Below are 23,315 nucleotides of genomic sequence, written 5' to 3' on the forward strand. Positions count from 1 at the left end.
GTGATCGTGTCCCTTCGCCGGAGGTGTGCCCATGACACGTGCCGCACGGGCCTTCTGGTTCAACCCGCCGGGTCCGGGTGAGGTCCGGACGGTCCCGCTGCCCGCGCGCGGGCCGGACGAGGTCGAGGTCCGGACGCTGTTCTCGGGTGTGAGCCGGGGCACCGAGACGCTCGTCTTCCGCGGCGCGGTCCCGGCGAGCCAGCACGAGCTGATGCGTGCGCCGTTCCAGGAGGGCGGGTTCCCGGGACCGGTGAAGTACGGCTACCTCAACGTCGGCGTGGTCGAGGACGGGCCGCCGGAGCTGGCCGGCCGCACGGTGTTCACGCTCTACCCGCACCAGACCCGGTTCGTCGTCCCGGCGAGCGCGGTCACGCCGGTGCCGGACGCGGTGCCCGCGGGCCGGGCGATCCTGGCCGGCACGGTGGAGACGGCGGTGAACGCGCTGTGGGACGCCGCGCCGCTGCTCGGCGACCGGGTGGCCGTGGTCGGCGGCGGCATGGTCGGCTGCGCGGTCGCGGCGCTGCTGGCGCGGTTCCCGGCGGTGCGGGCGCAGTTGGTCGACGTGGATCCGGCGCGGGCCGCGGTGGGGGCGGCGCTGGGCGTCGAGTTCGCCCTGCCCGATGACGCCGCCGACGGCTGCGACCTCGTGGTGCACACGAGCGGAACGGACGCGGGCCTGGCCAGGGCGCTGGAGCTGGTCGCGCCGGAGGGTGAGGTCGTCGAGCTGAGCTGGTACGGCGACCGGCGGGTCAGCGTGCCGCTCGGCGAGTTCTTCCACTCGCGGCGGCTGACGATCCGCGGCAGCCAGGTCGGCATGGTGTCCCCGGCCCGGCGGTCGCGGCGCGGCTTCGGCGACCGGCTCGCGCTCGCGCTGGAGCTGCTCGCCGATCCCGTCTTCGACACCCTGATCACCGGGGAGTGCGCCTTCGAGGACCTGCCTTCGGTCATGCCGGAGCTGGCCTCGGGCACGATCCCCGCGCTGTGCCACCGCGTCGTCTACCCGTAGGAGGGCCCTTGTTCAGCGTCACCGTCCGCGACCACGTGATGGTCGCCCACAGCTTCCGCGGCGAGGTGTTCGGCCCCGCGCAGCGCCTGCACGGCGCGACGTTCGTGGTGGACGCGACGTTCCGCCGCGCCGAACTGGACGCGGACAACATCGTCGTCGACATCGGGCTGGCGGCCCAGCAGCTGGGCGCCGTGCTGGCCGACCTCAACTACCGCAACCTGGACGAGGTGCCGGAGTTCGCCGGGACCAACACGTCCACGGAGTTCCTGGCGAAGGTGATCGCCGACCGGCTCGCCGACCGCGTGCACTCGGGCGCGCTCGGCGCGGGCGCGCACGGGCTGGCGGGGATTACGGTGACACTGCGCGAATCGCACGTGGCGTGGGCGAGCTACGACCGTGATCTTCATCCTGCCGGGTGACGTCGACGATCCGGAGCTGCCCAGCGGCGGCGACGTCTACGACCGGCGGATCAGCCGCGAGCTGACCGCGCTGGGCAGGCCGGTCCGCGAGGTCGCGATCGCCGGGTCGTGGCCGCGCCCCTCCCCGGCGGCGCGCGCCGCGCTGGACCGCGCGCTGGCGGCCGCCGAGCCGGGGTCGCTCGTGGTGATCGACGGGCTGGTGGCGTGCGGCGTACCGGACGTCGTGGTGCCGCACGCCGCGCGGCTGCGGCTGGTGGTGCTGGTGCACATGCCGCTGGCCGACGAGACCGGGGCGCACGCGGAGCTGGACGCCTTGGAGCGGTCGACGTTGCGGGCGGCGTCGGCGGTGGTCACGCCCAGCGCGCGGACGGCCGCGCGGCTGGTGCGCCACCACGGGCTGCCCCGGGACCGGGTGCACGTGGTCACGCCCGGCACGGATCCCGCGCCGCTGTCGTCGGGTGAGGAACTGCTGTGTGTGGCGTCGCTGACCCCGCACAAGGGGCAGGACGTGCTGGTCGAGGCCTTGGCCGCGGTGGCGGACCTGGACTGGGTGTGCCGGCTGGTCGGGCCGGCGCACCGCTCCCCCGCCTTCGCCGCGCGGGTGCGGGACCTGGTGGCGCGGCACGGGCTGACGGCGCGCGTGACGATCACCGGGCCGCTGACCGGGACGGCGCTGGAGGACGCCTACGCGCGGGCCGGGCTGCTGGTGCTGCCGTCGCGGTCGGAGACCTACGGGATGGTGGTGACGGAGGCGCTGGCGCGCGGGATCCCGGTGCTGACGTCGGTGGAGACCGAGGCGCTCGGCCGGGCGGCGGACGGGTCGCCGCCCGGGATCGTGGTGCCGCCCGGTGACGTGGACGCCCTCGCCGGCGCCCTGCGCTCGTGGCTGACCTCGGCGGGAACGCGGTCGGCCCTGCGCCGGGCGGCGCGGTCCCGGCGCGACGGGTTGTTGCCATGGGGAACCACCGCGCGGGTGATGGACCGGATCCTGTTTGAACCGGAACCGGGTGCGCGCCCGTGACAAGGGTGTGGCACACGACCGATGGGACGGCGCCGGACCCGGCGCACCCGGCAGCACGGACCCGACCCGCTGCGCACCGGACTGGCTGGCGCTGCGCGAACCCGCCGACGCGGCCGCGCGGGCGCCGGAACTGCTCACCCCGCTGCGGCGGTGGCTGACCGGCCGTCCCGCCCCGCTGGTCGTCCGGGACATCGGCACCGGCACCGGGTCGATGGGCCGCTGGCTCGCGCCGCGGCTGGGCGTCCCGCAGCACTGGGTCCTGCACGACCGCGACCCCGCCCTGCTCGTCCGCGCCTCGGTCCGCGGGGCGACGTTCGAGACCCGCTGCGGGGAGCTCGCCGGCCTGGACCTGACCGGCACCTCGCTGCTCACCGCGTCCGCGCTGCTGGACCTGCTCACACCGTCCGATGTGGACACCATCGCCGACGCGTGCGCCGCGGCGGGCTGCGCGGCCCTGCTGACGTTGTCGGTCGCCGGGCGGGTCGAGCTGACCCCCGCGGACCCGCTCGACGCCGACCTCGCCGCGGCCTTCAACGCCCACCAGCGGCGCGGCGCGCTGCTCGGCCCGGACGCGGTCGCGGTGGCGACCTGGGCGTTCGAGCGGCGCGGCGCGACGGTGCACCGCGCGCCCAGCCCATGGCGGCTCGGGCCGGACCAGCGTGAGCTGACCGAGCAGTGGTTGCGGGGCTGGGTCGCCGCCGCCCGGCTGCAGGAACCGTGGCTGGACACCGAGGCCTACACCCGGCGGCGGCTGGCCGCCTGCGCCGCGGGCGAACTGGAGGTGGTCGTGCACCACACCGACCTGCTGGCGATCGGAGCCCGATGACGACCCGCACCCCCGGGATGGCGGCTGTGGCCGTGGCTACGCCCGCTCGCGCCGACGCTCGGAGCCCGATGACCACCCCCACCATCGGGACGGCGGCCCGCCTCTGGCGCCGCCACCACCCTCGCAGGGAAGACCGGCACCGCCGCATCCCTCACCGGGCCGCGGCCCATCGACACTCGGCCGATCGTGCCCACGCCGACGATCAGAGCCCGATGACCACCCGCACCGCCGGGACGGTGACCCGCCTGTGGCCGTGGCTGCGCCTGCTCGCCGCGGCCGGCATCCTCGCCACCCTGATCTGGAAAGTCGGCACCGGCGCGTTTGTCACCGGGCTGGGGCTCATCAACGCGGAATCGGTCGTGCTCGCGCTGGCGATCGGGCTGCTGACCACCGTCACCGCCGCCGGGCGATGGGTCCTCGTCACCCGCGGCCTCGGCCTGCCGCTGCGGCTGCCCGCCGCGGTCGCCGCCTACTACCGCTCCACCCTGCTCAACTCGGTGCTGCCCGCCGGGGTGCTCGGCGACGTCGACCGCGCGGTCAGCCACGGCCGCGACTCCGGCGACGTGGGCCGCGGCGTCCGCGCCGTGGTGCTCGAACGGTTCGCCGGGCAGGCCGTGCTGCTCGTCGCCGGCGTCACCGCGCTGACGCTCCACCCGGACCTGCTGCCGGGCCTGTCCACCGGCCCCGGGCTGCTGGTGCTGCTGGGCGCCGCGCTCGCGGTCGGCGGGCTGCTCGCCGCGAAACCGCCCTGGCGCGGCGCGGCCACCCGGACCCTCACCGACGCCCGCGGCCTGCTCGGCGGGCGTACCGCGGCGGGCATCGTGGCGCTGTCGGCGCTCACCATCGCCGGGCACGTCGCGATGTTCGTCCTCGCCGCCCGGCTGGCCGGGGTGACCGCGCCGGTGACCACCCTCGCCCCGCTGGTGGTGCTCGCGCTGGTCGTGATGGCGCTGCCGCTCAACATCGGCGGCTGGGGGCCGCGCGAGGGGTTCACCGCGGTCGCATTCGGAGCCACCGGCCTCGGCGCGGGCGCGGGCATCACCACCGCAGTCGTCTACGGGGTGCTCTCACTCGTCGCGGCGCTGCCGGGCGTCCTGGCGCTCAGGAGCCGAGAACCGGCAGGTGCGCCCGGAACGCGCGGGCCAGCGCGTCCAGCACCGCCCGGCCTTTTTCCGGCGAAGCCAGTGACGGATGACCGGCCACGCCCGATTCCGTGTAGGGGGCCAGTCCCAGTGAAAGGAGGTGGCGCAGATCGCCGGGTGCCGAGTCCGCCGTCTCGTAGCCCGGTCTGACCACCTCCGGGGCGGTGCAGAGCAGGATCGAGGTCTCCAGTTCGCCGGCGTGCATGTCCTCGTCGTTGGAGGTGCGCACGCCCGCCGCCGCGCGCGCCTCCTGCCACTCGCCGTAGGTGGGGAACAGGACCATCGAGCCGCCGGCCTGCTGCACGACGTTGGCCAGGACGTGGTTGCCGCCGTGCCCGTTGACCAGCACGAGCCTGCCGACCCCGGACGCCCGCAGCGACGCGGCGATGTCCTCGACCACCGCGACCAGCGTGGTGACCGAAATGCTCACCGTGCCCGGCCACGCGGCGTGCTCGTGCGAGCAGGACACCGTGACCGGCGGCAGCAGCCAGAAGCCGTGGTCCTGCGCGATCCGCGACGCGACCGCGCAGGCGATCAGGGTGTCGGTGGTCAGCGGCAGGTGCGGGCCGTGCTGTTCCAGGCTCCCGACGGGCAGCACCGCCACGGCGGCCCCGCGCACGTCGTCGGTGGTGTCCGGCGGCAGCGGATTCATCAGATCAGGTATACCGGGTAGGGCAAGTTCCCGGTCGACGACGAGGGGAACCCATGGAGATCGCCGAATCGACGCTGGTCACCCGGCGCGGCAAGTTCCGCAGCGTGGCGTTCCGGGACGGCGCCGAGCACCTGGCGCTCGCCCACGGACGGCTGCGCCGCGACGACGTGCTGGTGCGGGTGCATTCGGAGTGCCTCACCGGCGACGTGTTCGGCGCGGTGCGCTGCGAGTGCGGTGAACAGCTGGACGCCGCGCTGGACGCGATCGTGCGCGAGGGCAGCGGGGTGCTGGTGTACCTGCGCGGGCACGAGGGCCGCGGGATCGGGCTGGTGGCGAAGGTGCGCACGCACGTGCTGCAGGACGAAGGGCTGGACACGGTCGACTCGGCCACCAGCCTCGGGCTGCCGGTCGACGTGCGCGACTACAGCCCCGCCGCGCGGGTGCTGCGTCACCTGGGCGTGCGGTCGGTGCGGCTGATGTCCAACAACCCGGACAAGATCGCGGCGCTGGAGTCGAACGGGATCCGCGTGTCGGCGCGGGTCCCGCTGCTGGCGCCGGCCAGCCCGGACAACATCCGGTACCTGACCGCCAAGCGCGACCGCCTCGGGCACGTCCTGCCGCAGGTGGACGCCTTCGACGTCGCGGAGCACTGACGTGGACCACCTGAGCCTGCTGCCCGTCGCCAGGGAAGCCGTCGCCATCGGGCGGCGCATCGTCACCTCCCGCGCGCCGCGGTCGGTGACCGCGAAGAGCGAGCGCGACCTGGTGACCGACATCGACGTGGCGGTCGAGGAGGCGGTGCGGGAGTTCCTCGCGCGGGAGACGCCGGACATCGGGCTCGTCGGCGAGGAGCACGGCGGCGAGCGGGGCGCGCTGTGGTGGGTGCTGGACCCGGTCGACGGGACGGCGAACTTCGCCCGCGGCATCCCGCTCACCGGGATCTCGCTGGCCCTGGTGTCCGGCGAGCGCAGCGTCGTGGCGGCGATCGACCTGCCGTTCCTGGACACGGTCTACACCGCGGTCGAGGACTACGGCGCCTTCGCCGGGGACACGCGGATCGGGGTGTCCGGGGCGTCGGCGCTGGCCGAGGCGATGGTGTCGCTGGGCGACTTCGCCGTGGGCGCGGACGCCGGGCCGAAGAACCGGCTGCGGCTGGCGTTGCTGGAGCAGCTGGGCGCGCGGGCGGAGCGGGTGCGGATGATCGGCACCGCCGCGGCCGACCTGGCGTGGGTCGCGCACGGCCGCCTCGACGCGACGATCATCCTGTCGAACCTGCCGTGGGACACGATGGCGGGCGTGCTGCTGGTCCGGGAGGCCGGCGGGCTGGTCCTGGACGCCGACGGCAGCGACCACACGGTGTCCTCGGCGTCGACGATCGCACTGGCGCCGGGGCTGCGGGACGTGGTTCTGGAACTGCTGTGCTGACGACGCGCCTGGACACCGACCGGATCCGGGCCGTCCGCCGGGTGATCGACCCGGTGTTCCTCGATTCGCCGCTGTACCGCTGCGACGCGCTGGAACCCGTCCTCGGGTGCGCGGTCAGCGTCAAGCTCGAAACGGCCAACCCGGTGCGCTGCTTCAAGGGCCGCGGGACCGAGGTGATCGCCGACGGGCTCGGCTCGGGTGCGGTGGTGTGCGCGAGCGCGGGCAACCTCGGGCAGGCGCTGGCCTGGTCCGGCGGCCGGCGGGGGCTCGACGTCACCGTGGTGGCCGCGCGGTCCGCGCCGGCGGCGAAGCTCGACCGGATCCGGGCGCTGGGTGGGCGGCTGGAGCTGGTGGACGGCGACTTCGAGCAGGCGCGGGAGCGGGCGGCGGACATCGCGCGGCACGACGGCATCCGGCTGGTGGAGGACAGCCTGGACCTCGAAACGTGCGAGGGCGCGGCGACGATCGGATTGGAACTGGTGGAGCAGGCGCCGTCGGCCGACGCCGTCCTGATCGCCCTGGGCGGCGGGGCGATGGCAACCGGGGTGGGGCACGTGCTGAAGTCGCTCGCGCCCGGGGTCGAGGTGATCTGCGTGCAGCCGCTGGGCGCGCCCGCGATGACCTTGTCCTGGCGGCAGCGGCGGGTCGTGACGACGGAGTCGATGAACACGATCGCCGACGGAGTCGCCGGGCGCTTCCCGATCCCGGAGGTGCTGGACGACCTGCTGCAGGTGGCCGACGACGCGGTCCTGGTGCGCGAGGAGTCGATCACCACGGGGATGCGGCTGCTGCTCGACCACGCCGGCCTGGTGGCCGAGCCGTCGGCGGCGCTCGGGGTGGCCGCGGTGCTGGAGGACCGCGAGCGCTTCGCCGGGCGGCACGTGGTCACGATCATCTGCGGGAGCAACGTGGACCCGGAGGCGTATCGGCGCTGGACCAGCCGCTAACCGCACCGCCGAGGGGCCGGCCGCCGCATGAATTGCCCACCGGGGCGGCCGGCCACGGGCACCCCTTCGCCGGGCGGCGGTGATCACCATCTGCGGGGAGCAACCTGGCCCCGGACGCACCCACGCCGGACCAGCCGACAACCGCACCGACGAGCGGCCCGGCCCGGCGCGCGAACTGCCCACCGGCAGCTGGCCACGGGCGCCGCTTCGCCGGGCCGCAGTGATCGCGATCTGCCGGAGCAACGTGGACCCCGAGGCGTATCGCGCTGGACCAGCCGCCAACCACACCGGCGAGGGAGCCCTGGCCGCCGCACGAGCTGCCCACCGGCAGCCGGCCACGGGCACCCCTTCGCCGGGCCGCAGTGATCACCACCTGCGCAAGCAACCTAGACCCGGACACGCACCCACGCCGGACCAGCCGCCAACCGCACCGGCGAGCCTCCCTCCCCAGAGCGACGCCGTGAGTCACCAGACTTCGGCGCGGCCCCCTGATAGTCTCGCCAGGAATATTCTTCCGCGCGAGACGTTTTACCGGCCGAACACCAGATCAGCAGGAGGCTGTCATGCAGTTCGGGATCTTCTCCGTCAGCGACGTGACCACGGATCCGACGACCGGCGAAACTCCGGACGACACCCAGCGCGTGCGGTCGATGCTGACCATCGCCCAGCACGCCGACCAGGCCGGGCTCGACGTCTTCGCCACCGGCGAGCACCACAACCCGCCGTTCGTCGCGTCCTCGCCCACCACCATGCTCGGCTACCTGGCCGGCGTGACCAAGGACATCATCCTGTCCACCTCGACGACTCTCATCACCACCAACGACCCGGTGAAGATCGCCGAGGACTACGCCATGCTGCAGGTCATCTCGGGCGGCCGGATGGACCTGATGATGGGCCGCGGCAACACCGGCCCGGTCTACCCGTGGTTCGGCCAGGACATCCGCCAGGGCATCCCGCTGGCGATCGAGAACTACGCCCTGCTGCGCCGCCTCTGGGAGGAGGACGTGGTCGACTGGGAGGGCAACTTCCGCACCCCCCTGCGCGGCTTCACCGCCACCCCGCGCCCGCTCGACGGCGTCCCGCCGTTCGTCTGGCACGGCTCGATCCGCAGCCCGGAGATCGCCGAGCAGGCCGCCTACTACGGCGACGGCTTCTTCCACAACAACATCTTCTGGCCCATGTCGCACACCAAGCAGATGGTGCGCTTCTACCGCCAGCGCTTCGAGCACTACGGGCACGGCCCGGCCGACACCGCGATCGTCGGCCTCGGCGGGCAGGTCTTCATGCGCAAGAACTCGCAGGACGCGTGGAACGAGTTCCGCCCCTACTTCGACAACGCCCCGGTCTACGGCCACGGCCCGTCGATGGAGGACTTCACCGCGACGACCCCGCTGACGGTCGGCAGCCCGCAGCAGGTGATCGACCGGTACGCGAGCATGCGCGAGGACGTCGGCGACTACCAGCGCCAGCTGTTCCTCATCGACCACGCCGGCCTGCCCCTGAAGACGGTGCTGGAGCAGATCGACCTGCTCGCCGAGGAGGTCGTTCCGGTGCTGCGCAAGGAGATGGAGGCCAAGCGCCCCGAGCACGTGCCGGCGAACCCGCCCAGCCACGCCGAGCGGGTCGCGGCCGCGCGGGCCAAGGCCGCCGAGGACAAGACCGAGGCCACGGCCGTCAACTGACCCGCCGGGCAACCGGCCCCGGCGCGGCGACGCCCGCCGGGGCCGGTCCGGTCCTCACGAACTCGGCTGCGCCCGGTGGCGGGCCACGGCGGGCACGGCGTCCCGGCGCCCGGCCACCGGCTGGGCGGCCCACCGCCGCGCCGCCAGCTTGCCCAGCTCCCACAGCACCAGCAGCACCACCGGCGGCACCAGCGCCCAGCCGAACTGCAGCGCCGTCAGCTCGGTGGTGCCCAGCAGGCGCTGGAAGCCGTCCACCTGCGTGACCAGCACCGCGAGCACGAACTCGGCGAACACCGCCCAGTTCAGCTGCTTGCTGTCGAACGTCGAGGTGGTCAGCACCGACGCCGTCTCGTTGCGGCACTCCAGCCCGGCCACGATCAGGCACAACGCGAACGTGGTGAAGGCGATCGAGTTGGCCACCGCCGGGTCGAACCGGTCCGCACCCAGGTGCAGCACGGCCAGCAGCATCGCGCTGATCACCAGCCCGGAGAACCCGACGGTGACCACCACGCCACGGCTGAGCACCGACGAGCCCCGCGGTCGCGGCGTGCGGTTCATCAGCCCCGGGCTCTCCCGGTCGAAGCCCAGCGCGAAGCCGAACGCCGCGTTGACGAAGAAGTGGATCCACAGCACCTGCGCCGGGTTGAACGGCTCCCCGGCGGCGATGCCGAACAGCGCCGCGCCGAGGAAGGTCAGCACGAACACGACCAGCAGGACGAGCACGAACCGGATGTACTTGGTCAGGTTGTCGTAGATCTTGCGGCCCTGTTCGACCGCGAACACGATGGTGGCGAAGTTGTCGTCGGAGAGCACCATCCGGCCCGCGTTCTTCGCCACCTCGGTGCCGCTGCCCATCGCGATGCCGATGTCCGCGGCCTTGATGGCGGGCGCGTCGTTGACCCCGTCCCCGGTCATCGCCACCACGTCGCCCTTCTTCTTCAGGGTTTCGGCGAGCAGCACCTTGTGCTCGGGCGCGACCCGGCCCAGCACTCCGATGTCGTCGATGCGGCTCATCCGTTCCGCTTCGGGCAGCGCCGCGAAGTCCGCGCCCAGCATGGCCTGTCCGGGGATGCCGAGCCGCGCGGCGATCGCCGCGCCGGTGATCACGTCGTCACCGGTGACCATGCGCACCCGGATGTGGGCCGCCCGGGCGCTCGCGACCGCCTCCGCCGACGTGTCCCGCGGCGGGTCCACCATCCCGACCAGGCTCGTCACCTGCAGGCCGGTGACGTGGCCGAGCAGATCGCCGTGCGGGTCGAACCGGGCGGGGTCGATGTCCCGCGTCGCGGCGGCCATCACCCGCATGCCCTGGCCCTCCATCCGTTCCAGGTGCGCCTGCGCCCGCGCGGACAGGTCCGCGTCCCAGGCCAGCGGGCCCGAAGCGGACAGCGCGCTGCCGGCGCGGGACAGCACCGCGGGCGCGGCACCCTTGACGTAGCACCGGACCACCGGTTCGCCTGCCGCGTCGCGTGCCCGGTGGAAGGTCGCCATCAGCTTGTAGGCCGGGTCGAAGGGCAGCGTGGCCAGCCGGGGAAGCGCTTCCCGGGTGCCTTCCACGTCGATCCCCGCCTTGTGCCCCAGCACGAGCAGCGCGCCCTCGGTGGGATCGCCGACGACCTTGCCGTCGACCAGCCGCGCGTCGCTGGCGACCAGGTAGGGCAGGATGGCCTCGCCGATGCCGTCCGCGGCGCCCGCCACCCGGTGGATGCGGCCGTCCAGGTCGTACCCGCTGCCCGAGACGGTGTAGCGGTCGCCGGGGTCCACCACCTCCACCGCGGTCATCTGGTTCATCGTGAGCGTGCCGGTCTTGTCCGAGTTGATCGCCGAGGTGAAGCCCAGGGTCTCGACCGAGGGCAGGTCCTTCACGATCGCGTTGCGCTTGGCCAGGTCCACACCACCGAGCGACAGGATCGTCTGCGTCACCGTCGGCAGCGCCTCCGGGATCGCCGCGATCGCGAGCGACACCGCGCTGACGAACAACGCGTCCCACGCCTGCCCCCGGTTGTGCCCGAGCACGAACATCACGATCATGGTCAGCCCGGCGGCCCCGGCGATCCACAGCGTGAGCCGGTTCAGCTCCCTGGTCAGCGGCGACTGCTCCGGCGCGGTGGCCGACAGCATCCCGGAGATCCGGCCCAGCTCGGTGGCCGCGCCGGTCGCGGTCACCACCACGGTCCCGCTGCCGTGGGTCACCGGCGTGTGCATGAACGCCATGTTCGCCTGGTCCCCCGGTCCCAAGTGGTCACCGGCGAGCACCTCCGCGCTCTTCACCGCCGGCACGCTCTCCCCCGTCAGCGCGGACTCGTCGATCTGCAGCGCGGCGGCCCGCACGATCCGGCCGTCCGCGGGCACCTCGTCGCCCGCCGTGATCAGCACGACGTCGCCGACGACGAGTTCCTCGGCGGGCACGACCGCCTCCTGCCCGTCGCGGCGGACCCGGGCCGTCGCCTTCATCATCGACTTGAGCGCGTTCATCGCGCTGTCGGCCTTGCCCTGCTGCCGCAGCCCGACGACCGCGTTCAGCACGGTCAGGACCACCAGCAGGACCGCCGTCGTCCACTGCTGGATCGCCAGCGACACCGCCGCCGCGGCGACCAGGATCATCTGCATGTAGCTGCGGTACTCCGCGAGGAATCGCAGCCAACCCGGGCGGGGTTTCTCCTCGGGGAGCGCGTTGGGACCGTTCGCGCGCAGCAACTCCGCCGCGCGCGTGGCGCTCAGGCCGCGGTCCGGGTCGACGCCGAAGAACGCGGTGGTGTCCTCGGCCGTGCGGGTGTACCACGATCCGGCGGGCGCGGCCCGCGTGCCGGAGCTCTGCACCATGTCGCCACCTCCGTTCAGGCCCGGCCGGCCGCGGCACGCCCGTGCCGTGCCGGTGCCGGTTCGGTTTCGGCCACGAGTTTCGCCCGCGCGTCCCGCAGCTGGTCGCGGGCTTCGCTGCTCACCCGCGGGTACTGGGGATCGAGCTCGATCAGCGTGTGCGCCAGCACCGCGCCCGCGCACAGCCGCGCGAACCACTTGCGGTCCGCCGGGACGACGTACCACGGCGCCCACGTCGTGCTCGTCGCCGACAGCATCTCGGAGAACGCGTGCTGGTAGTCGGTCCAGTACGCCCGCTCCCGGATGTCGGCCGCGGAGAACTTCCAGTTCCGCTCGGGCACGTCGATGCGCTTGAGGAACCGCGCCCGTTGTTCGGACCAGGACAGGTTGAGGAAGAGCTTCACCACGGCGAACCCGTTGTCGCTCAGGTACCGCTCCCAGTCGTTGATCTCGCGGTAGCGCCGGGCCCAGAGGTCCTTGCCCAGCGACCTGGCGGGCAGGCGCTGCCGGTCCAGGTGCTCCGGGTGCACGCGCACCACGAGGACCTCCTCGTAGTGCGAGCGGTTGAAGATCCCGATCTCGCCGCGCGCGGGCAGACGGCAGGCGTAGCGCCACAGGTAGTCGTGCCCCAGTTCGGCCGCGGACGGCACCTTGAAGCTGCTCACCGCCACGCCCTGCGGGTTCACCCCGCTCATCACGTGCCGGATCGTGCCGTCCTTGCCGCCGGCGTCGAGAGCCTGCAGGCACAGCAGGACACCGTGCGTGCCCTGGGCCGCGAGCCTGCGCTGGTACTCGGCCAGCAGTTCGACACCGGTCCGCAACAGCTCGCGCCCCTCCCGCTTCTTCGTGACCCCGGCCTTGAACGCCGGGTCGAAGTCCCTGTCCAGCTTCACCTTCGAGCCCGGCTCGACGCGGAAGGGCTCGATGAACTTCGCGATCCGCTTCGCCCGTACGTCGTTCATGTCGGTGGCTCCTGTTCCGTCAAGGGTCTTTCGTCTCCTCCGGTGAGGACCGAGGCCCCGGTTCGCCGAACCCGTGTCCGGTTACCATCGGCCGGGGAAGGATTTCCGTCATGTCCCACTGGGTTCCCGGCCTGCGGCAGATCAGGTCGTACGAACGCCGCTGGCTGGCGAAGGATCTCGTCGCCGGTGTCGTTCTCACGACCCTGCTGGTGCCGCAGGGCATGGCGTACGCCGAACTGGCCGGCCTGCCCGCCATCACCGGGCTGTACACGTCGATCCTGTGCCTGCTCGGGTACGCCGTGTTCGGGCCGTCGCGGATCCTCGTGCTGGGGCCGGATTCCTCGCTGGGGCCGATGATCGCCGCGACGATCCTGCCGCTCGTCGCGGCCGACGGCGACCCCGGGCGTGCCGTCGCGCTCGCCTCGATGCTCGCGATCCTGGTCGCCGCCATCATGATCGTCGCATCGGTGGCCAAGCTGGGGTTCATCGCGGACCTCATCTCCAAGCCGACGATGATCGGCTACCTCAACGGGCTCGCGCTCACCATCGTCGTGGGGCAGCTGCCGAAGCTGTGCGGGTTCAGCGTCGACGCCGACGGCCTCGTCGCCGAGATCGGCGCCGTGGCGCGGGGGATCTCCGGCGGCGACGTCAACGGCGCCGCGGCCGCGGTCGGGATCTGCGGCGTCGCCGCGATCCTGGTGCTGCAACGCTGGCTGCCCAAGATCCCCGCCGTGCTGGTCGTGGTGGTGCTGGCGATCGCCGCGGTCCCGCTGTTCGACCTGGCCGCGCGCGGCGTGGACCTGGTCGGCGTGCTGCCGAAGGGCTTCCCGCCGCTGTCCATTCCGGACGTCGGCCTGTCCGACCTCGCTCCGCTGTTCGCCGGGGCGCTGGGCATCGCGCTGGTCTCGCTGGCCGACACGATCTCCACGGCGTCGGCGTTCGCCGCCCGCACCGGGCAGGAGGTCCACGGCAACCGGGAGATGGCGGGCATCGGCGTGGCGAACCTGGCGGCCGGGCTGTTCCAGGGGTTCCCCGTCAGCACCAGCGGATCCCGCACCGCGGTCGCCCAGCAGGCCGGCGCGCGCACCCAGCTGACCGGCGTCGTCGGCGCCGTCCTGATCACGGTCATGATCCTGGTCGCGCCCGGCCTGTTCCGGAACCTGCCGCAGCCGGTGCTCGCCGCGATCGTGATCACCGCGGCGTTGTCGCTCGCCGACGTCCGGGGCACCGTGCGGCTCTGGCGCCAACGGCGGACCGAGTTCCTCCTGTCGGCCGCGGCCCTGCTCGGCGTCGCGCTGCTGGGCGTGCTGCCCGGCATCGCGGTCGCGGTGGTGCTGTCGATCCTCAACGTGTTCCGGCACGCGTGGCTGCCGTACCAGACGGAACTGGGCAAGGCCGACGGGGTGCCCGGCTACCACGACGTCCGGTCCTACCCGGACGCGCGGCGGCCCGCCGGCCTGGTCATCTTCCGGTTCGACGCGCCGCTGATCTTCGCCAACGCCAAGACCTTCCGGGAGGCGGTGCGCCGTCTCGCGGCTCGCGACCCGGCGCCGCACTGGATCGTCGTCGCCGCCGAGCCGGTGACCGATGTGGACACCACGGCGGCGGACATGCTGCGGGACCTCGACGACGAGCTCAACGCACTCGGCACGCACCTCGTGCTCGCCGAGCTGAAGGACCCGGTGCGGCGCAAGATCGACCGCTACGAGCTGACCCGCACGCTGGATCCGGACCATTTCTACCCCACCGTCTCCTCCGCCGTGGACGCGTTCCGCCGCCGCACCGGGAACGGCTGGGTCCCGGTCAGTGCAGGTGCAGCAGAACCAGGTTCTTCATCACGATCATGACCACCCCGAGCAGTGCGGCCGCGCAGGTCGTCACCACGAGCGGAACCCCGCGCAGCCGCGCCGCCCGCGCCGCCGACCAGGCGTGGGCGACCAGGAGGACCACCGCGGTCACGAGCCCGACGTTCGCCGCCGTGAGCGGTGTGGCGCCGGCCAGCCGGGCCAGCAGGAGCGCGGCGAGCGGACCGTAGGAGGCGGTCACCATCGGCCAGGTGGCCCGCAGCTCCGCCCACACCTGGGCCCGGGTCGGCAGCCTCCCGCCGGAGGTCTGCTCCCCCAGGATCTCCGCGAATTCCTCGGCGGACCAGTAGACCAGGAGCGTGACCACGACGGCGACCGCCAGTGCCGCGGTGGGCAGCTGCTCGCCGACGGCGGTCAGGATCGCCGCGGTGACGATCGCCCCGTAGATGCCGGCCGCGCGCCGCCTGCCCGCCGTCCGGACGGTGGTCCGGTCAGCCGGTCCGCCGATCACCGTCCACCTCCGCCCGGTGTCCGAATCGGACGGACAACAGCAGGTCTTCGGTGCGCCGGACCGCCGCCGCCCGCTCCTCGCCGTTGTCGGCCAGCGCGCGCACGACGGGATCGTCCGGGCTGCGGCGCGCCCGCAGTTCCAGCAGCCGCGTGCGGTAGGACACCGGCAGGCCGTCCGGGCTGGTGGTCAGATCGCAGTACCACAGGGCGTCCCGGACCGGTCCGCGTTCGTCGGGGAACTCCGCGAGCCGCGGCCCGAGACCGACCAGCGCGGCCACCGCGTCCGCGCCGGAGTGGTGGGCCACGAGCGCGCACACGCGTGGCGGCACACCCAGACGGCGGAGGTAGCGCGCGCCGTCGAGCTGGTGGAACCCGACGCCCCCGACTGCCGCGGCGTACCCGATGTCGTGCAGCCAGGCCGCGGCGACCAGAACCGGACGGTCGGCGGGCGCCAGCGCGAGCGCCGTGCCTTCGGCCTTGCGCCCGACTCCCTGGCTGTGGGCCCACCGCCGCGGCTGTTCGTCGGCGAGCAGACGGCCTGCCGTGACCCGCGCCCACCGGTCCAGCGGGATGCCGTCGTGGTACCCGGCCACCACGCCGGATCCAGGCCCCATTGACACGCGCGCCATCGCTACTCCTTCCGTCCGGCTGCCGCGCGGTGCGGCCACCGCGAGAACAGCGCCTCCCGGCGCCGGGAATCCGGCGGCCTGCGCGGCCCGGACCGCAGCAGCACGTCCGCCCAGCGGGCGCGCGGATCGAGGTCCACCAGCAGCGCCTTGGCCAGCAGGGTCATCGGGATCGCCAGGATCGCGCCGAGCGGCCCCAGCAGCCACGCCCAGAAGACCAGCGCCACGAACGTCACGGTCACCGACAACCCGACCGCGTCGCCGACGAACCGCGGCTGGATCAGCGACTGCAGCACGAAGTTGATGACGCCGTAGCAGACGATCACCACCACCATCCGGTCGACGCCGCCGGTCAGCAGGCCGAGGATCGCGGGCGGGGCCAGCCCGATCAGGAACCCCACGTTCGGGATGTAGTTGGTGATGAACGACAGCAGCCCCCAGGTCAGGGCCAGCGGGATGCCGATCACCGCGAGCACCAGCGCGTCCAGGGCCGCCACGACCAGCCCGAACACCGTCGTGACCAGGAGGTAGCGCCGAGTGCCGCCGGTGAACCCGTGCAGCGCGGTGCTCACCGCCGGGCGGTCGGTGGCGATCGCGGCGAACCGCTGCCCCGCCCCGCCCGCTTCGACGCTCAGGAACAGCAGCAACGCGAGCAGGAACGCCAGGTTCGACACCAGGCCCGCGACGTCGGCGAGCAGGGCCGTCAGCAGGCCGCTGAGCTTGCCCAGATCGAGGGATTCGGCGGCGGCGCGCAGCTGGTCCGGGCCGATGCCGAGCCGGGACAGCCCCGCCGAGGCGTCGCCGACGACCTCGGCGGCCTGTTCCGTGTACTGCGGCACCAGGCCGGCCAGCCGCCCGAGGGAGACGACGATGCCCAGCGTCAGCAGCGCGAGGACCCCGTAGACCAGGACGACGAGCACGGTCGTCGTCAGCCAGGCGGGCCACCCCCGGCGGCGGAGCCAGTCCTGCACCGGCGACACGGCGATCACGATCACCAGCGCCGTGAACACCGGGGCGACCAGCCAGCCCGCGGCGCGGACCCCGGCGACGACCACGACCACCGCGGCCGCGCCGAGCAGCACCACCAGCGCCCGCGGCAGCAGATCGCGGGACGGCGCGAGGCCGTCGGGCGACAGCCGCGGGTTCCGCTCCTCCATCCGCCGGAGGCTAGAGCGGCGGCACCGGGTGCTGCTCATCCCGGCCGGGCGATCCGGCTCCCGGCGGAGCGGCGAGCCCGCCGGCTCGCGTGCCGCCGTCAGCGCCACCGCTGTGCCCGCCCGGACCGCTGGGGCGGCTGTCCTCACCCGCGCCGGGTGACCCGCCCGGCTGCTCCTCCGGGATGCGGCGGGTGAAGAACACCGCGACGACCGCGGCGAGCGCGAGCACCGCGATCGCGGCGCGCAGGCCCTGGATGCGGGCGTCCCGGTTGGACTCCACGATGCCCTGCGCCGTCGGGGCCGGAACCCCCGCCGCGGCCAGGTTCGCCTCGAGCGCCGCGTCCGAGACGAACGGCGCGCCACCGGCCAGCTGCACCTCGGCCTGCGCGGTCACCTGGGGCGGCACGGCCGGGTTGTCGCGGATGCCGTCGAGGAACGACGACGTGAGGACCGCGATGAGGACCGATCCGGCCAGCGCGGTGCCCAGCGAGGCGCCGAGGTTGGTGAAGGTGTTCTGCAGCCCGCCGACCTCGCTGCTGCGCTCGTCGGGCACCGCCGACACCGTCACGCTGCCCAGCTGGGAGGCCAGTGCGCCGATGCCCAGCCCGGCGAGCAGCATCGGGACGGTGGTGACCTCCGGCCCGGCGCCGGCGTCCAGGGCGGCGAAGAAGGCCACGAGCGCCACGAACAACGTCACCAGCCCGGCCCGCACCACCCGGCGCGGCGAGATGTGCGGCCACAGCCTCGGGATCCCGGCCGCCGCGGCCAGCAACGTGATCGACAGCGGCAGCAACCGCAATCCGGTCTCCACTGTGGACAGACCGAGCGAGATGGACAGGAACAGCGGGACGACGAAGAACAACCCGGCCTGGATCAGGTACTGGCCGGAGAAGACCGTGAGGCCGGCGCGCAACCGCCGGTTGCCCAGCATCGCCGGGTCCACCAGCGGCTCCCGGCCGCGCGCGACCCGCCGGTGCTCCCACAGCAGGAACAACCACAGCACGATCCCGCCGGCCAGCACCAGCCACAGGACCAGGGACAGCCCGAGCAGCGCCGGCGCGCCCGGCCGGGGCAGGATCCAGCCCCACGTCCCCGACCGGAGCACGCCGAACACCACCAGGCCCAGTCCGAGAGCGGACAGGGCCGTCCCGGAGAGGTCGAGCGCGGGCCGTTCGCCGCGCTCGGGATCGGCCATCCGGCGCGCCAGCACCAGGATGACGAGCACGATCAGCACCTCGCCCGCGAACACCCAGCGCCAGGAGAAGTAGGTGGTCACCAGCCCGCCGACGAGCGGGCCGACGGCGACCGCGATCGCGCCGGCGGAGGCGACCAGCCCGTAGGCCCGCGGCCGTTGCGCCTGCTCGAAGTTCGACGCGACCAGGGCCACGATCGCGGGCATGATCAGCACGGCGCCGAGCCCCTCCAGCACCGACCAGCCCACGATGAGCACCCCCAGCCCGGGGGCGAGCGAGGTGGTCAGCGAGCCGCAGCCGTAGACCACGCACCCGATCGCGAACGCCCGGCGGCGCCCGATCAGCGCCCCGATCTTGCCGCCGGTGACCATCAGCATCGCCATCACCAGCGTGTACAGGGTGATCGCGGTCTGGATCCCGGTGACGGTCGTGCCCAGGTCGTTCGCGATGGTCGCGATCGACACGTTCATCACGGAGGTGTCCAGGGTCATCAGGAACTGCCCGGCCGCGAGGGTGAGCAGCACCGTGCCGCCGCGGCGCCGCGTCGCAGCCGTTGTCCGCATCCGGGGACGGTAACCGGGCCGCGGGCGGGTGCGCTCACCCGTCGCAGGCGAAGAGCGGCGTGACGCGAGGGCGCACTGTGGCCGGAGGTTCCCGCGGATCGGAGGCGGCCATGGCGGATCAGGCGTACCTGCGCGACCAGGCATACATGAGTTCCCAGCGGGCCACCGGGCTCGGCCGGGTGACGGAGGAACGCGGCAGCGGGTGGCTGCTGTTCGGCGCCGTGATGGTGGTCCTGGCCGGGCTCTTCACCACGGTGATGGGCATCGTCGCGCTCGCCGCGGACGACCACTACGTCGTCGGCCCCGAGGGCACCCTGGTCGTCGACCTCACCGGCTGGGGCTGGATCCACCTCGTGGTCGGCGTGCTCGCGGTCGCCACCGGGGTCGCCCTCGGGTTCGGGGCGATGTGGGCCCGCGTGGTCGCGGTGCTGCTGGCCGGGTTCAACGCCCTGTCGCACCTGGCGTTCCTCAACGTCGCACCGGTGCAGTCCACCATCGTCATCGCCATCGACGTGCTCGTGATCTGGGCGGTCGTCGCGCACGGCCGGGAGTGAGGACCACCGCCGCGCGTGAGGGGTTCGCCTCGGCGGCGGGCCGGTTCCCCGCGGTGCGGCTCACCGGTCGTCTGCTCCGGCGGGACCTGGAGATCGCCGGCCCGCTGCTGGCGGCCGCGCTGGCCTTCCGGCTCTTCGTGTGGCTGCTGCCGTGCGTCCTGATCCTCGTCGCGCTCCTCGGGTTCTGGTGGTCCGGGACGGCCCTGGGCGAGTTCGTGCGGACCACCGGGCTCAGCCCGCTCACCGCGAGCCTGCTGGAGAACGTGGGGCGGCAGGCGGAACAGAGCAGGCTGATCGCACTCGGGGTGGGCATCGGCTCGCTCGCGATCGCGTCGTTCACGCTCGGGCGGGCGCTGGACGGCGTCGCGAACCGCGTCCGCCCCGGCAGCTGCCCGCGCGACTTCACCGCACTGGCCCGGGCGGGCCGCTACACGGCCGTCCTGCTCGGGATCCTGGTGGCGTGCCTGGGCGGGCCACTGCTGGAAGCCGTCCTGCACATCCCCACGGCGGTGATGTCGGTCGTGATGATCGGCGTGTTCGTCCTGCTGGGGCTGCCGCTGCTGCGCGCGGGACAGCCCGGGCCCTACCGCGCGTACCTGCCCGGGGCCGTCCTGTTCGGGCTCGGGCTGGAAGGCCTGCGTGCCGTCGCCGTCCACTTCCTGCCGGGCAAGCTGTCCCGGGCCTCCGAACTGTACGGAACGCTCGGCGTGGCGGCGGCCGCGCTCGTCTGGCTCATGCTGATAGCACGGTTCGTCGTGCTGGCCCACCTGCTCAACCTCCTGCTGTCGGAGCAGGAGGACCTACTGCCGAGGAGTTCCGATGACAGCACGTCCTGACGGCGCCCCCAAGGCGGCGCCGGCCAAGCGGAAGGTCCCGGTCAAGCTGATCGCCGCGGCGGTGCTGGTGGCGCTCGGCGTGACGTTCGTCCTGCAGAACCGCCAGACCGTGGACATCCGCGTGTTCACCACGACCATCACCGGCCCGCTGTGGGCGGCGCTGGCGGGTGTCCTGGTGCTCGGCCTGCTCGCCGGGCTGCTGCTGGGCCGCGGCGCGCGCCGCGCTAAGCGAGGGCCCGGTCCAAAGTGAGGGCCGCGTCGATCAGCGCGAGGTGCGTGAAGGCCTGCGGGAAGTTGCCGATCTGCTCGCCGGTGAGCGCGATCTCCTCGGAGAACAGGCCGAGGTGGTTGGCGTAGGTGAGCATCTTCTCGAACGCGCCGCGGGCCTCCCGCACGCGCCCGGCCCGCGCCAGCGCGTCGGCCCACGTGAAGGTGCACAGCGAGAAGGTGCCCTCCGACCCCCGCAGCCCGTCGGGTGAGGCGGCCGGATCGTAGCGGTAGACCAGGCTGTCGGTGACCAGCTCGTCCGCCATCGCGTCCAGTGTGGACAGCCACTGTGGATCGCGCCCCGCGACGAACCCCAGCCGCGGCATGCGCAGCAGCGAGGAGTCGAGCACGTCGGTGTCGTAATGCTGGACGAACGCGCGCCGCCCCGGGTGCCACCCGCGGTCGTGCACCTGCTCGTAGATGCGGTCCCGTTCCGCCGCCCACCGCCGCCAGTCGGCCGGCCTGCCGTGCTCGGCGGCCAGCCGGATGCCCCGGTCCAGCGCCACCCAGCACATCAGCCTGCCGTAGGTGAACGGACGCCGCCCGCCGCGCGTCTCCCAGATGCCCTCCTCGGGCTGGTCCCAGTTGGCGCACACCCAGTCGAGCACGTCGCGCACGGCCCGCCAGCCCTGGTGCGGGATCGGCAGCCCGGCCCGGTCGCCCGCGAACAGGCTGTCCATCGCCTCGCCGTAGATGTCGAGCTGCAGCTGTTCGGCGGCGCCGTTGCCGACCCGGACCGGACGCGAACCCCGGTAGCCCGACCAGTGGTCCAGCACGTCCTCCTTGAGATCGCTGGAACCGTCGACCCGGTACATGATGTTCAGCGGCCCGGACGACCCGCCCGCCCGCTCGCGCACGCGGTCGCCGAGCCAGCGGCCGAACCGCTCCGCCTCGCCGTCGAACCCCAGCCCCAGCAGCGCGGACACCGAGAACGACGCGTCGCGCACCCAGGTGTAGCGGTAGTCCCAGTTGCGCTCGCCACCCACCTGCTCGGGCAGCCCCGCGGTGGGCGCGGCGACGATCCCGCCGGTCGGCGCGTAGGTGAGCAGCTTCAGCGTGATCGCCGACCGCTCCACCGCCTCGCGCCACCGGCCGCGGTAGGACGAGCCGGCGAGCCAGTTCTGCCAGAACGTGGTCGTCTCCTCGAACAGCCGCCGGACGTCGGCCACCCGGATCTCCCGCGGCGGCCCGTCGGCGCCCGATTCGAGCACGACCCCGCGGACCTGCCCGGCGGACAGGTCGAGCGACATCTCCAGATCGGAACCCGCCGCCCGCACCTCGGCCAGCCGCTCGTCACCGGGTTCCCGCACCGGGTGGACGGTGAGCACCACCGGACCCCCGTCGAGGACCGCGCCCCCGCCGGCCAGTTCCGTCCGATGTGGACGACGGCCGTAGTCGAACCGGGGCGCCAGCTCGACCTCGAACCGCATCCGGCCGCGCACGCACCGGATCAGCCGCACGATCCGGTGGTTGCCGGTCGCGTGCTCCCCCGCGGGCGGCATGAAGTCGCCGACCTCGCCGACCCCCTCCGCGGTGAAGAACCGCGTGATCAGCACCGCGCTGTCCGGGTAGTACATCTGGCGGCTGGTGAAATCGCCCGCCGGGCGCACCCGGAACCGGCCGCCGCGCTCGTCGTCGAGCAGCGCGCCGAACACGCTCGGCGAGTCGAACCGCGGACAGCAGAACCAGTCGATCGACCCGTCCGTCGTCACCAGTGCGACCGTGTGCAGGTCACCGATCATCCCGTGCTCGGAGATCGCGGTCTCGGTCATCGTCTCCTCCGGTTTTCTCCGCCCGGTCGCGGCCGTGCCGCACGGCGGTGAGGATCACCCGCAGGCCGAGGCCCAGCAGGAGCAGATCACCGAGCATCTGCACGGTGACCAGGATCCGCGCCGCCTCCGCGACCGGGGTGATGTCGCCGAAGCCCACCGTGGCGAACACCGTCACCACGAAGTAGAGGGCGTCGGTCTTGCTGAGCGCGCCGGTGAAACTGCCCGGCCGCACCTGCTCGATGCTGTGGTAGGCCCCGGCGAACAGGAGCAGGAACAACGGGACCACCAGGGCCAGTGCCTGCACACCCTGCAGGAGCGGGTATGGCGACCGCAGGATCGCGCGGACCTCCCACACGACCACCGCCGTCACCACCGCCAGCCCGGCGGCCAGGAACACCGCGCCGCCGCCGCGCACCCGGTCCCCCAGCGGGAGCACGTAGTACGCGGTGACCAGCAGCGCGACGGTCAGCGAGGGGCGGAGCACACCGAGGACGAGGAACCGTCCCCGGTGCGCCCGTACCCGCTCCCCCACACCGGGCGCCATCCCGGACCGCCCCGGTCATCCGGGCGCCGGTCTCACCGGGCCAGTGCCTTCGCCTTGAGGTCCTGGTACTCCTTGTCGTCGATGGCCCCGCTGTCCAGCAGCTTCTTGGCCTCGGCGATCTGGCTCGCCGCGCCGTTCCCGCCGCCGTTGTGGGCGACGTTGCGGACGTAGTCGTCGAACTGGTTCTGCGCGGCGACCGCTTCGGCCCGCCTGCGCTCGCCCATGTGCTTGCCCTGCGCGACGAGGTAGATCAGCACCCCGAGGAAGGGCAGCACCAGCACGAGCACGGTCCAGCCCGCCTTGCCCCACCCGGAGACGTCCGAGCGCCGGAAGAGATCGCCGAAGATGACGACGAGGAGCCAGAACCAGATCACCCAGCCGAAGAACACCAGCATGGTCCAGACCAGGTCCAGGAACGGGTACTCCGATTGTGCCAGTGTCATGACGCCTCCGTTGCTCGACACCCGCTGGGGATCACGCGCCGCGGACGGCGCATCCCGTGGGGCCGGCGTCCCGTCGGCTTCCCCGGGCGCGCCGCCCGCACGTGGTGCCCGCGCCTCGATGCGCACGTCCCGCGCGTGGTCAC

The 23,315-nt window shown here is 73.3% G+C and carries 22 protein-coding genes and 1 pseudogene; 13 read left to right on the forward strand and 10 right to left on the reverse strand.

Translation table 11 applies throughout. The features are described 5' to 3' along the window. Positions 1 to 31: 31 nt before the first annotated feature. The 5 genes and pseudogenes from ACCP09_RS37730 to ACCP09_RS37750 form a co-directional block, all read left to right on the forward strand. Positions 32 to 1,006, forward strand: a complete 975-nt coding sequence (locus ACCP09_RS37730) for a zinc-dependent alcohol dehydrogenase (protein WP_433753750.1) — start codon at positions 32 to 34, stop codon at positions 1,004 to 1,006. 8 nt (positions 1,007 to 1,014) lie between these two features. Continuing rightward, complete coding sequence (locus tag ACCP09_RS37735; RefSeq protein ID WP_433753752.1) at positions 1,015 to 1,425, forward strand: 6-pyruvoyl trahydropterin synthase family protein; 411 nt, start codon at positions 1,015 to 1,017, stop codon at positions 1,423 to 1,425. Continuing rightward, positions 1,403 to 2,446, forward strand: a complete 1,044-nt coding sequence (locus ACCP09_RS37740; RefSeq protein WP_433753754.1) for a glycosyltransferase family 4 protein — start codon at positions 1,403 to 1,405, stop codon at positions 2,444 to 2,446. The genes ACCP09_RS37735 and ACCP09_RS37740 overlap by 23 nt, the downstream gene beginning before the upstream one ends. Before the next feature lie 7 nt (positions 2,447 to 2,453). Continuing rightward, positions 2,454 to 3,272 carry an SAM-dependent methyltransferase gene (locus tag ACCP09_RS37745; RefSeq protein ID WP_433753756.1) on the forward strand — a complete coding sequence of 273 codons (819 nt, stop codon included), beginning with the start codon at positions 2,454 to 2,456 and terminating at the stop codon, positions 3,270 to 3,272. Positions 3,273 to 3,484: 212 nt separating this feature from the next. Continuing rightward, positions 3,485 to 4,303: pseudogene (locus ACCP09_RS37750) on the forward strand (lysylphosphatidylglycerol synthase transmembrane domain-containing protein); the annotation flags it as partial. 70 nt (positions 4,304 to 4,373) lie between these two features. Here ACCP09_RS37750 and ACCP09_RS37755 read toward each other — a convergent pair. Then, complete coding sequence (locus tag ACCP09_RS37755) at positions 4,374 to 5,066, reverse strand: creatininase family protein (RefSeq protein WP_027929607.1); 693 nt, start codon at positions 5,064 to 5,066, stop codon at positions 4,374 to 4,376. 53 nt (positions 5,067 to 5,119) lie between these two features. Here ACCP09_RS37755 and ACCP09_RS37760 point away from each other — a divergent pair, with 53 nt between their 5' ends. The 4 genes from ACCP09_RS37760 to ACCP09_RS37775 all read left to right on the forward strand — a co-directional run bounded on the left by ACCP09_RS37760 (position 5,120) and on the right by ACCP09_RS37775 (position 9,120). Next, positions 5,120 to 5,719, forward strand: coding sequence for a GTP cyclohydrolase II (locus ACCP09_RS37760; protein WP_027929606.1), 600 nt, complete (start codon positions 5,120 to 5,122; stop codon positions 5,717 to 5,719). 1 nt (position 5,720) lies between these two features. After that, positions 5,721 to 6,491 carry an inositol monophosphatase family protein gene (locus ACCP09_RS37765; RefSeq protein ID WP_433753759.1) on the forward strand — a complete coding sequence of 257 codons (771 nt, stop codon included), beginning with the start codon at positions 5,721 to 5,723 and terminating at the stop codon, positions 6,489 to 6,491. Beyond that, positions 6,485 to 7,438 (forward strand): threonine ammonia-lyase, encoded by a 954-nt coding sequence (locus ACCP09_RS37770; RefSeq protein WP_433753761.1) that lies wholly within the window; start codon positions 6,485 to 6,487, stop codon positions 7,436 to 7,438. The genes ACCP09_RS37765 and ACCP09_RS37770 overlap by 7 nt, the downstream gene beginning before the upstream one ends. Positions 7,439 to 8,001: 563 nt before the next feature. Continuing rightward, positions 8,002 to 9,120, forward strand: coding sequence for an LLM class flavin-dependent oxidoreductase (locus ACCP09_RS37775; protein WP_378334291.1), 1,119 nt, complete (start codon positions 8,002 to 8,004; stop codon positions 9,118 to 9,120). Positions 9,121 to 9,174: 54 nt separating this feature from the next. Here ACCP09_RS37775 and ACCP09_RS37780 read toward each other — a convergent pair whose 3' ends face one another. Next, positions 9,175 to 11,943, reverse strand: coding sequence for a cation-translocating P-type ATPase (locus ACCP09_RS37780; protein ID WP_433753763.1), 2,769 nt, complete (start codon positions 11,941 to 11,943; stop codon positions 9,175 to 9,177). A gap of 14 nt (positions 11,944 to 11,957) precedes the next feature. Then, complete coding sequence (locus ACCP09_RS37785) at positions 11,958 to 12,902, reverse strand: polyphosphate kinase 2 family protein (protein ID WP_433753765.1); 945 nt, start codon at positions 12,900 to 12,902, stop codon at positions 11,958 to 11,960. Positions 12,903 to 13,012: 110 nt separating this feature from the next. Between ACCP09_RS37785 and ACCP09_RS37790 the strand changes: the two genes are divergently transcribed. After that, positions 13,013 to 14,749 (forward strand): SulP family inorganic anion transporter, encoded by a 1,737-nt coding sequence (locus tag ACCP09_RS37790; RefSeq protein ID WP_123686674.1) that lies wholly within the window; start codon positions 13,013 to 13,015, stop codon positions 14,747 to 14,749. Here the strand turns inward: ACCP09_RS37790 and ACCP09_RS37795 are convergent. The 4 genes from ACCP09_RS37795 to ACCP09_RS37810 are packed head-to-tail and all read right to left on the reverse strand — an operon-like array spanning position 14,706 to position 18,756. Beyond that, positions 14,706 to 15,218: a hypothetical protein gene (locus ACCP09_RS37795; protein ID WP_378334288.1), complete on the reverse strand. Its 513-nt coding sequence runs from the start codon at positions 15,216 to 15,218 to the stop codon at positions 14,706 to 14,708. The genes ACCP09_RS37790 and ACCP09_RS37795 overlap by 44 nt on opposite strands. Then, a complete protein-coding gene (locus ACCP09_RS37800) occupies positions 15,199 to 15,846 on the reverse strand; it encodes an HD domain-containing protein (protein ID WP_378363570.1) in 648 nt (215 codons plus the stop codon). Before ACCP09_RS37800 ends, ACCP09_RS37795 begins: the two co-directional genes overlap by 20 nt. 2 nt (positions 15,847 to 15,848) lie before the next feature. After that, positions 15,849 to 17,000 (reverse strand): AI-2E family transporter, encoded by a 1,152-nt coding sequence (locus tag ACCP09_RS37805; RefSeq protein ID WP_433753769.1) that lies wholly within the window; start codon positions 16,998 to 17,000, stop codon positions 15,849 to 15,851. A 10-nt stretch (positions 17,001 to 17,010) separates the two neighbouring features. Then, positions 17,011 to 18,756, reverse strand: a complete 1,746-nt coding sequence (locus ACCP09_RS37810; RefSeq protein ID WP_433753771.1) for an MFS transporter — start codon at positions 18,754 to 18,756, stop codon at positions 17,011 to 17,013. A 110-nt stretch (positions 18,757 to 18,866) separates the two neighbouring features. Between ACCP09_RS37810 and ACCP09_RS37815 the strand changes: the two genes are divergently transcribed. From ACCP09_RS37815 to ACCP09_RS37825, 3 genes are read left to right on the forward strand one after another with little or no spacing between them, the layout of a single operon-like run. Beyond that, entirely contained in the window at positions 18,867 to 19,310 is a 444-nt protein-coding gene (locus ACCP09_RS37815; RefSeq protein WP_027929597.1) for a DUF7144 family membrane protein, read from the forward strand. Continuing rightward, entirely contained in the window at positions 19,307 to 20,146 is an 840-nt protein-coding gene (locus tag ACCP09_RS37820; RefSeq protein ID WP_431904444.1) for a YhjD/YihY/BrkB family envelope integrity protein, read from the forward strand. Before ACCP09_RS37815 ends, ACCP09_RS37820 begins: the two co-directional genes overlap by 4 nt. Continuing rightward, positions 20,130 to 20,396 (forward strand): lipopolysaccharide assembly protein LapA domain-containing protein, encoded by a 267-nt coding sequence (locus ACCP09_RS37825; protein WP_123686669.1) that lies wholly within the window; start codon positions 20,130 to 20,132, stop codon positions 20,394 to 20,396. Before ACCP09_RS37820 ends, ACCP09_RS37825 begins: the two co-directional genes overlap by 17 nt. On the opposite strand, the gene ACCP09_RS37830 is transcribed toward ACCP09_RS37825, so the two are convergent. Genes ACCP09_RS37830 through ACCP09_RS37840 form a run of 3 tightly spaced genes read right to left on the reverse strand, consistent with a single transcriptional unit; the run spans position 20,371 to position 23,172 of the window. Continuing rightward, on the reverse strand, positions 20,371 to 22,185 hold the full coding sequence (locus tag ACCP09_RS37830) for a glycoside hydrolase family 15 protein (RefSeq protein ID WP_433753774.1): 1,815 nt from the start codon (positions 22,183 to 22,185) through the stop codon (positions 20,371 to 20,373). The two genes, ACCP09_RS37825 and ACCP09_RS37830, sit on opposite strands and share 26 nt — an antisense overlap. Next, positions 22,145 to 22,717 (reverse strand): potassium channel family protein, encoded by a 573-nt coding sequence (locus ACCP09_RS37835; protein WP_378334282.1) that lies wholly within the window; start codon positions 22,715 to 22,717, stop codon positions 22,145 to 22,147. The genes ACCP09_RS37830 and ACCP09_RS37835 overlap by 41 nt, the downstream gene beginning before the upstream one ends. A gap of 44 nt (positions 22,718 to 22,761) precedes the next feature. Then, entirely contained in the window at positions 22,762 to 23,172 is a 411-nt protein-coding gene (locus tag ACCP09_RS37840; RefSeq protein WP_017982193.1) for an SHOCT domain-containing protein, read from the reverse strand. Positions 23,173 to 23,315 lie beyond the last annotated feature (143 nt).

The sequence above is a fragment of the Amycolatopsis sp. 3B14 genome, assembly GCF_050958625.1.
In the GTDB taxonomy this organism is placed as follows: Bacteria; Actinomycetota; Actinomycetes; order Mycobacteriales; family Pseudonocardiaceae; genus Amycolatopsis_E; species Amycolatopsis_E thermoflava.

What these genes read in the sequence shown, in the direction of transcription:
- ACCP09_RS37805 (WP_433753769.1), bottom strand. Translation starts at nt 17,000, where the DNA reads ATGGAGGAGCGGAACCCGCGGCTGTCGCCCGACGGCCTCGCGCCGTCC.
- ACCP09_RS37775 (WP_378334291.1), top strand. Translation starts at nt 8,002, where the DNA reads ATGCAGTTCGGGATCTTCTCCGTCAGCGACGTGACCACGGATCCGACG.
- ACCP09_RS37830 (WP_433753774.1), bottom strand. Translation starts at nt 22,185, where the DNA reads ATGACCGAGACCGCGATCTCCGAGCACGGGATGATCGGTGACCTGCAC.
- ACCP09_RS37790 (WP_123686674.1), top strand. Translation starts at nt 13,013, where the DNA reads ATGTCCCACTGGGTTCCCGGCCTGCGGCAGATCAGGTCGTACGAACGC.
- ACCP09_RS37825 (WP_123686669.1), top strand. Translation starts at nt 20,130, where the DNA reads ATGACAGCACGTCCTGACGGCGCCCCCAAGGCGGCGCCGGCCAAGCGG.
- ACCP09_RS37840 (WP_017982193.1), bottom strand. Translation starts at nt 23,172, where the DNA reads ATGACACTGGCACAATCGGAGTACCCGTTCCTGGACCTGGTCTGGACC.
- ACCP09_RS37815 (WP_027929597.1), top strand. Translation starts at nt 18,867, where the DNA reads ATGGCGGATCAGGCGTACCTGCGCGACCAGGCATACATGAGTTCCCAG.
- ACCP09_RS37780 (WP_433753763.1), bottom strand. Translation starts at nt 11,943, where the DNA reads ATGGTGCAGAGCTCCGGCACGCGGGCCGCGCCCGCCGGATCGTGGTAC.
- ACCP09_RS37785 (WP_433753765.1), bottom strand. Translation starts at nt 12,902, where the DNA reads ATGAACGACGTACGGGCGAAGCGGATCGCGAAGTTCATCGAGCCCTTC.
- ACCP09_RS37755 (WP_027929607.1), bottom strand. Translation starts at nt 5,066, where the DNA reads ATGAATCCGCTGCCGCCGGACACCACCGACGACGTGCGCGGGGCCGCC.
- ACCP09_RS37810 (WP_433753771.1), bottom strand. Translation starts at nt 18,756, where the DNA reads ATGCGGACAACGGCTGCGACGCGGCGCCGCGGCGGCACGGTGCTGCTC.
- ACCP09_RS37800 (WP_378363570.1), bottom strand. Translation starts at nt 15,846, where the DNA reads ATGGCGCGCGTGTCAATGGGGCCTGGATCCGGCGTGGTGGCCGGGTAC.
- ACCP09_RS37760 (WP_027929606.1), top strand. Translation starts at nt 5,120, where the DNA reads ATGGAGATCGCCGAATCGACGCTGGTCACCCGGCGCGGCAAGTTCCGC.
- ACCP09_RS37730 (WP_433753750.1), top strand. Translation starts at nt 32, where the DNA reads ATGACACGTGCCGCACGGGCCTTCTGGTTCAACCCGCCGGGTCCGGGT.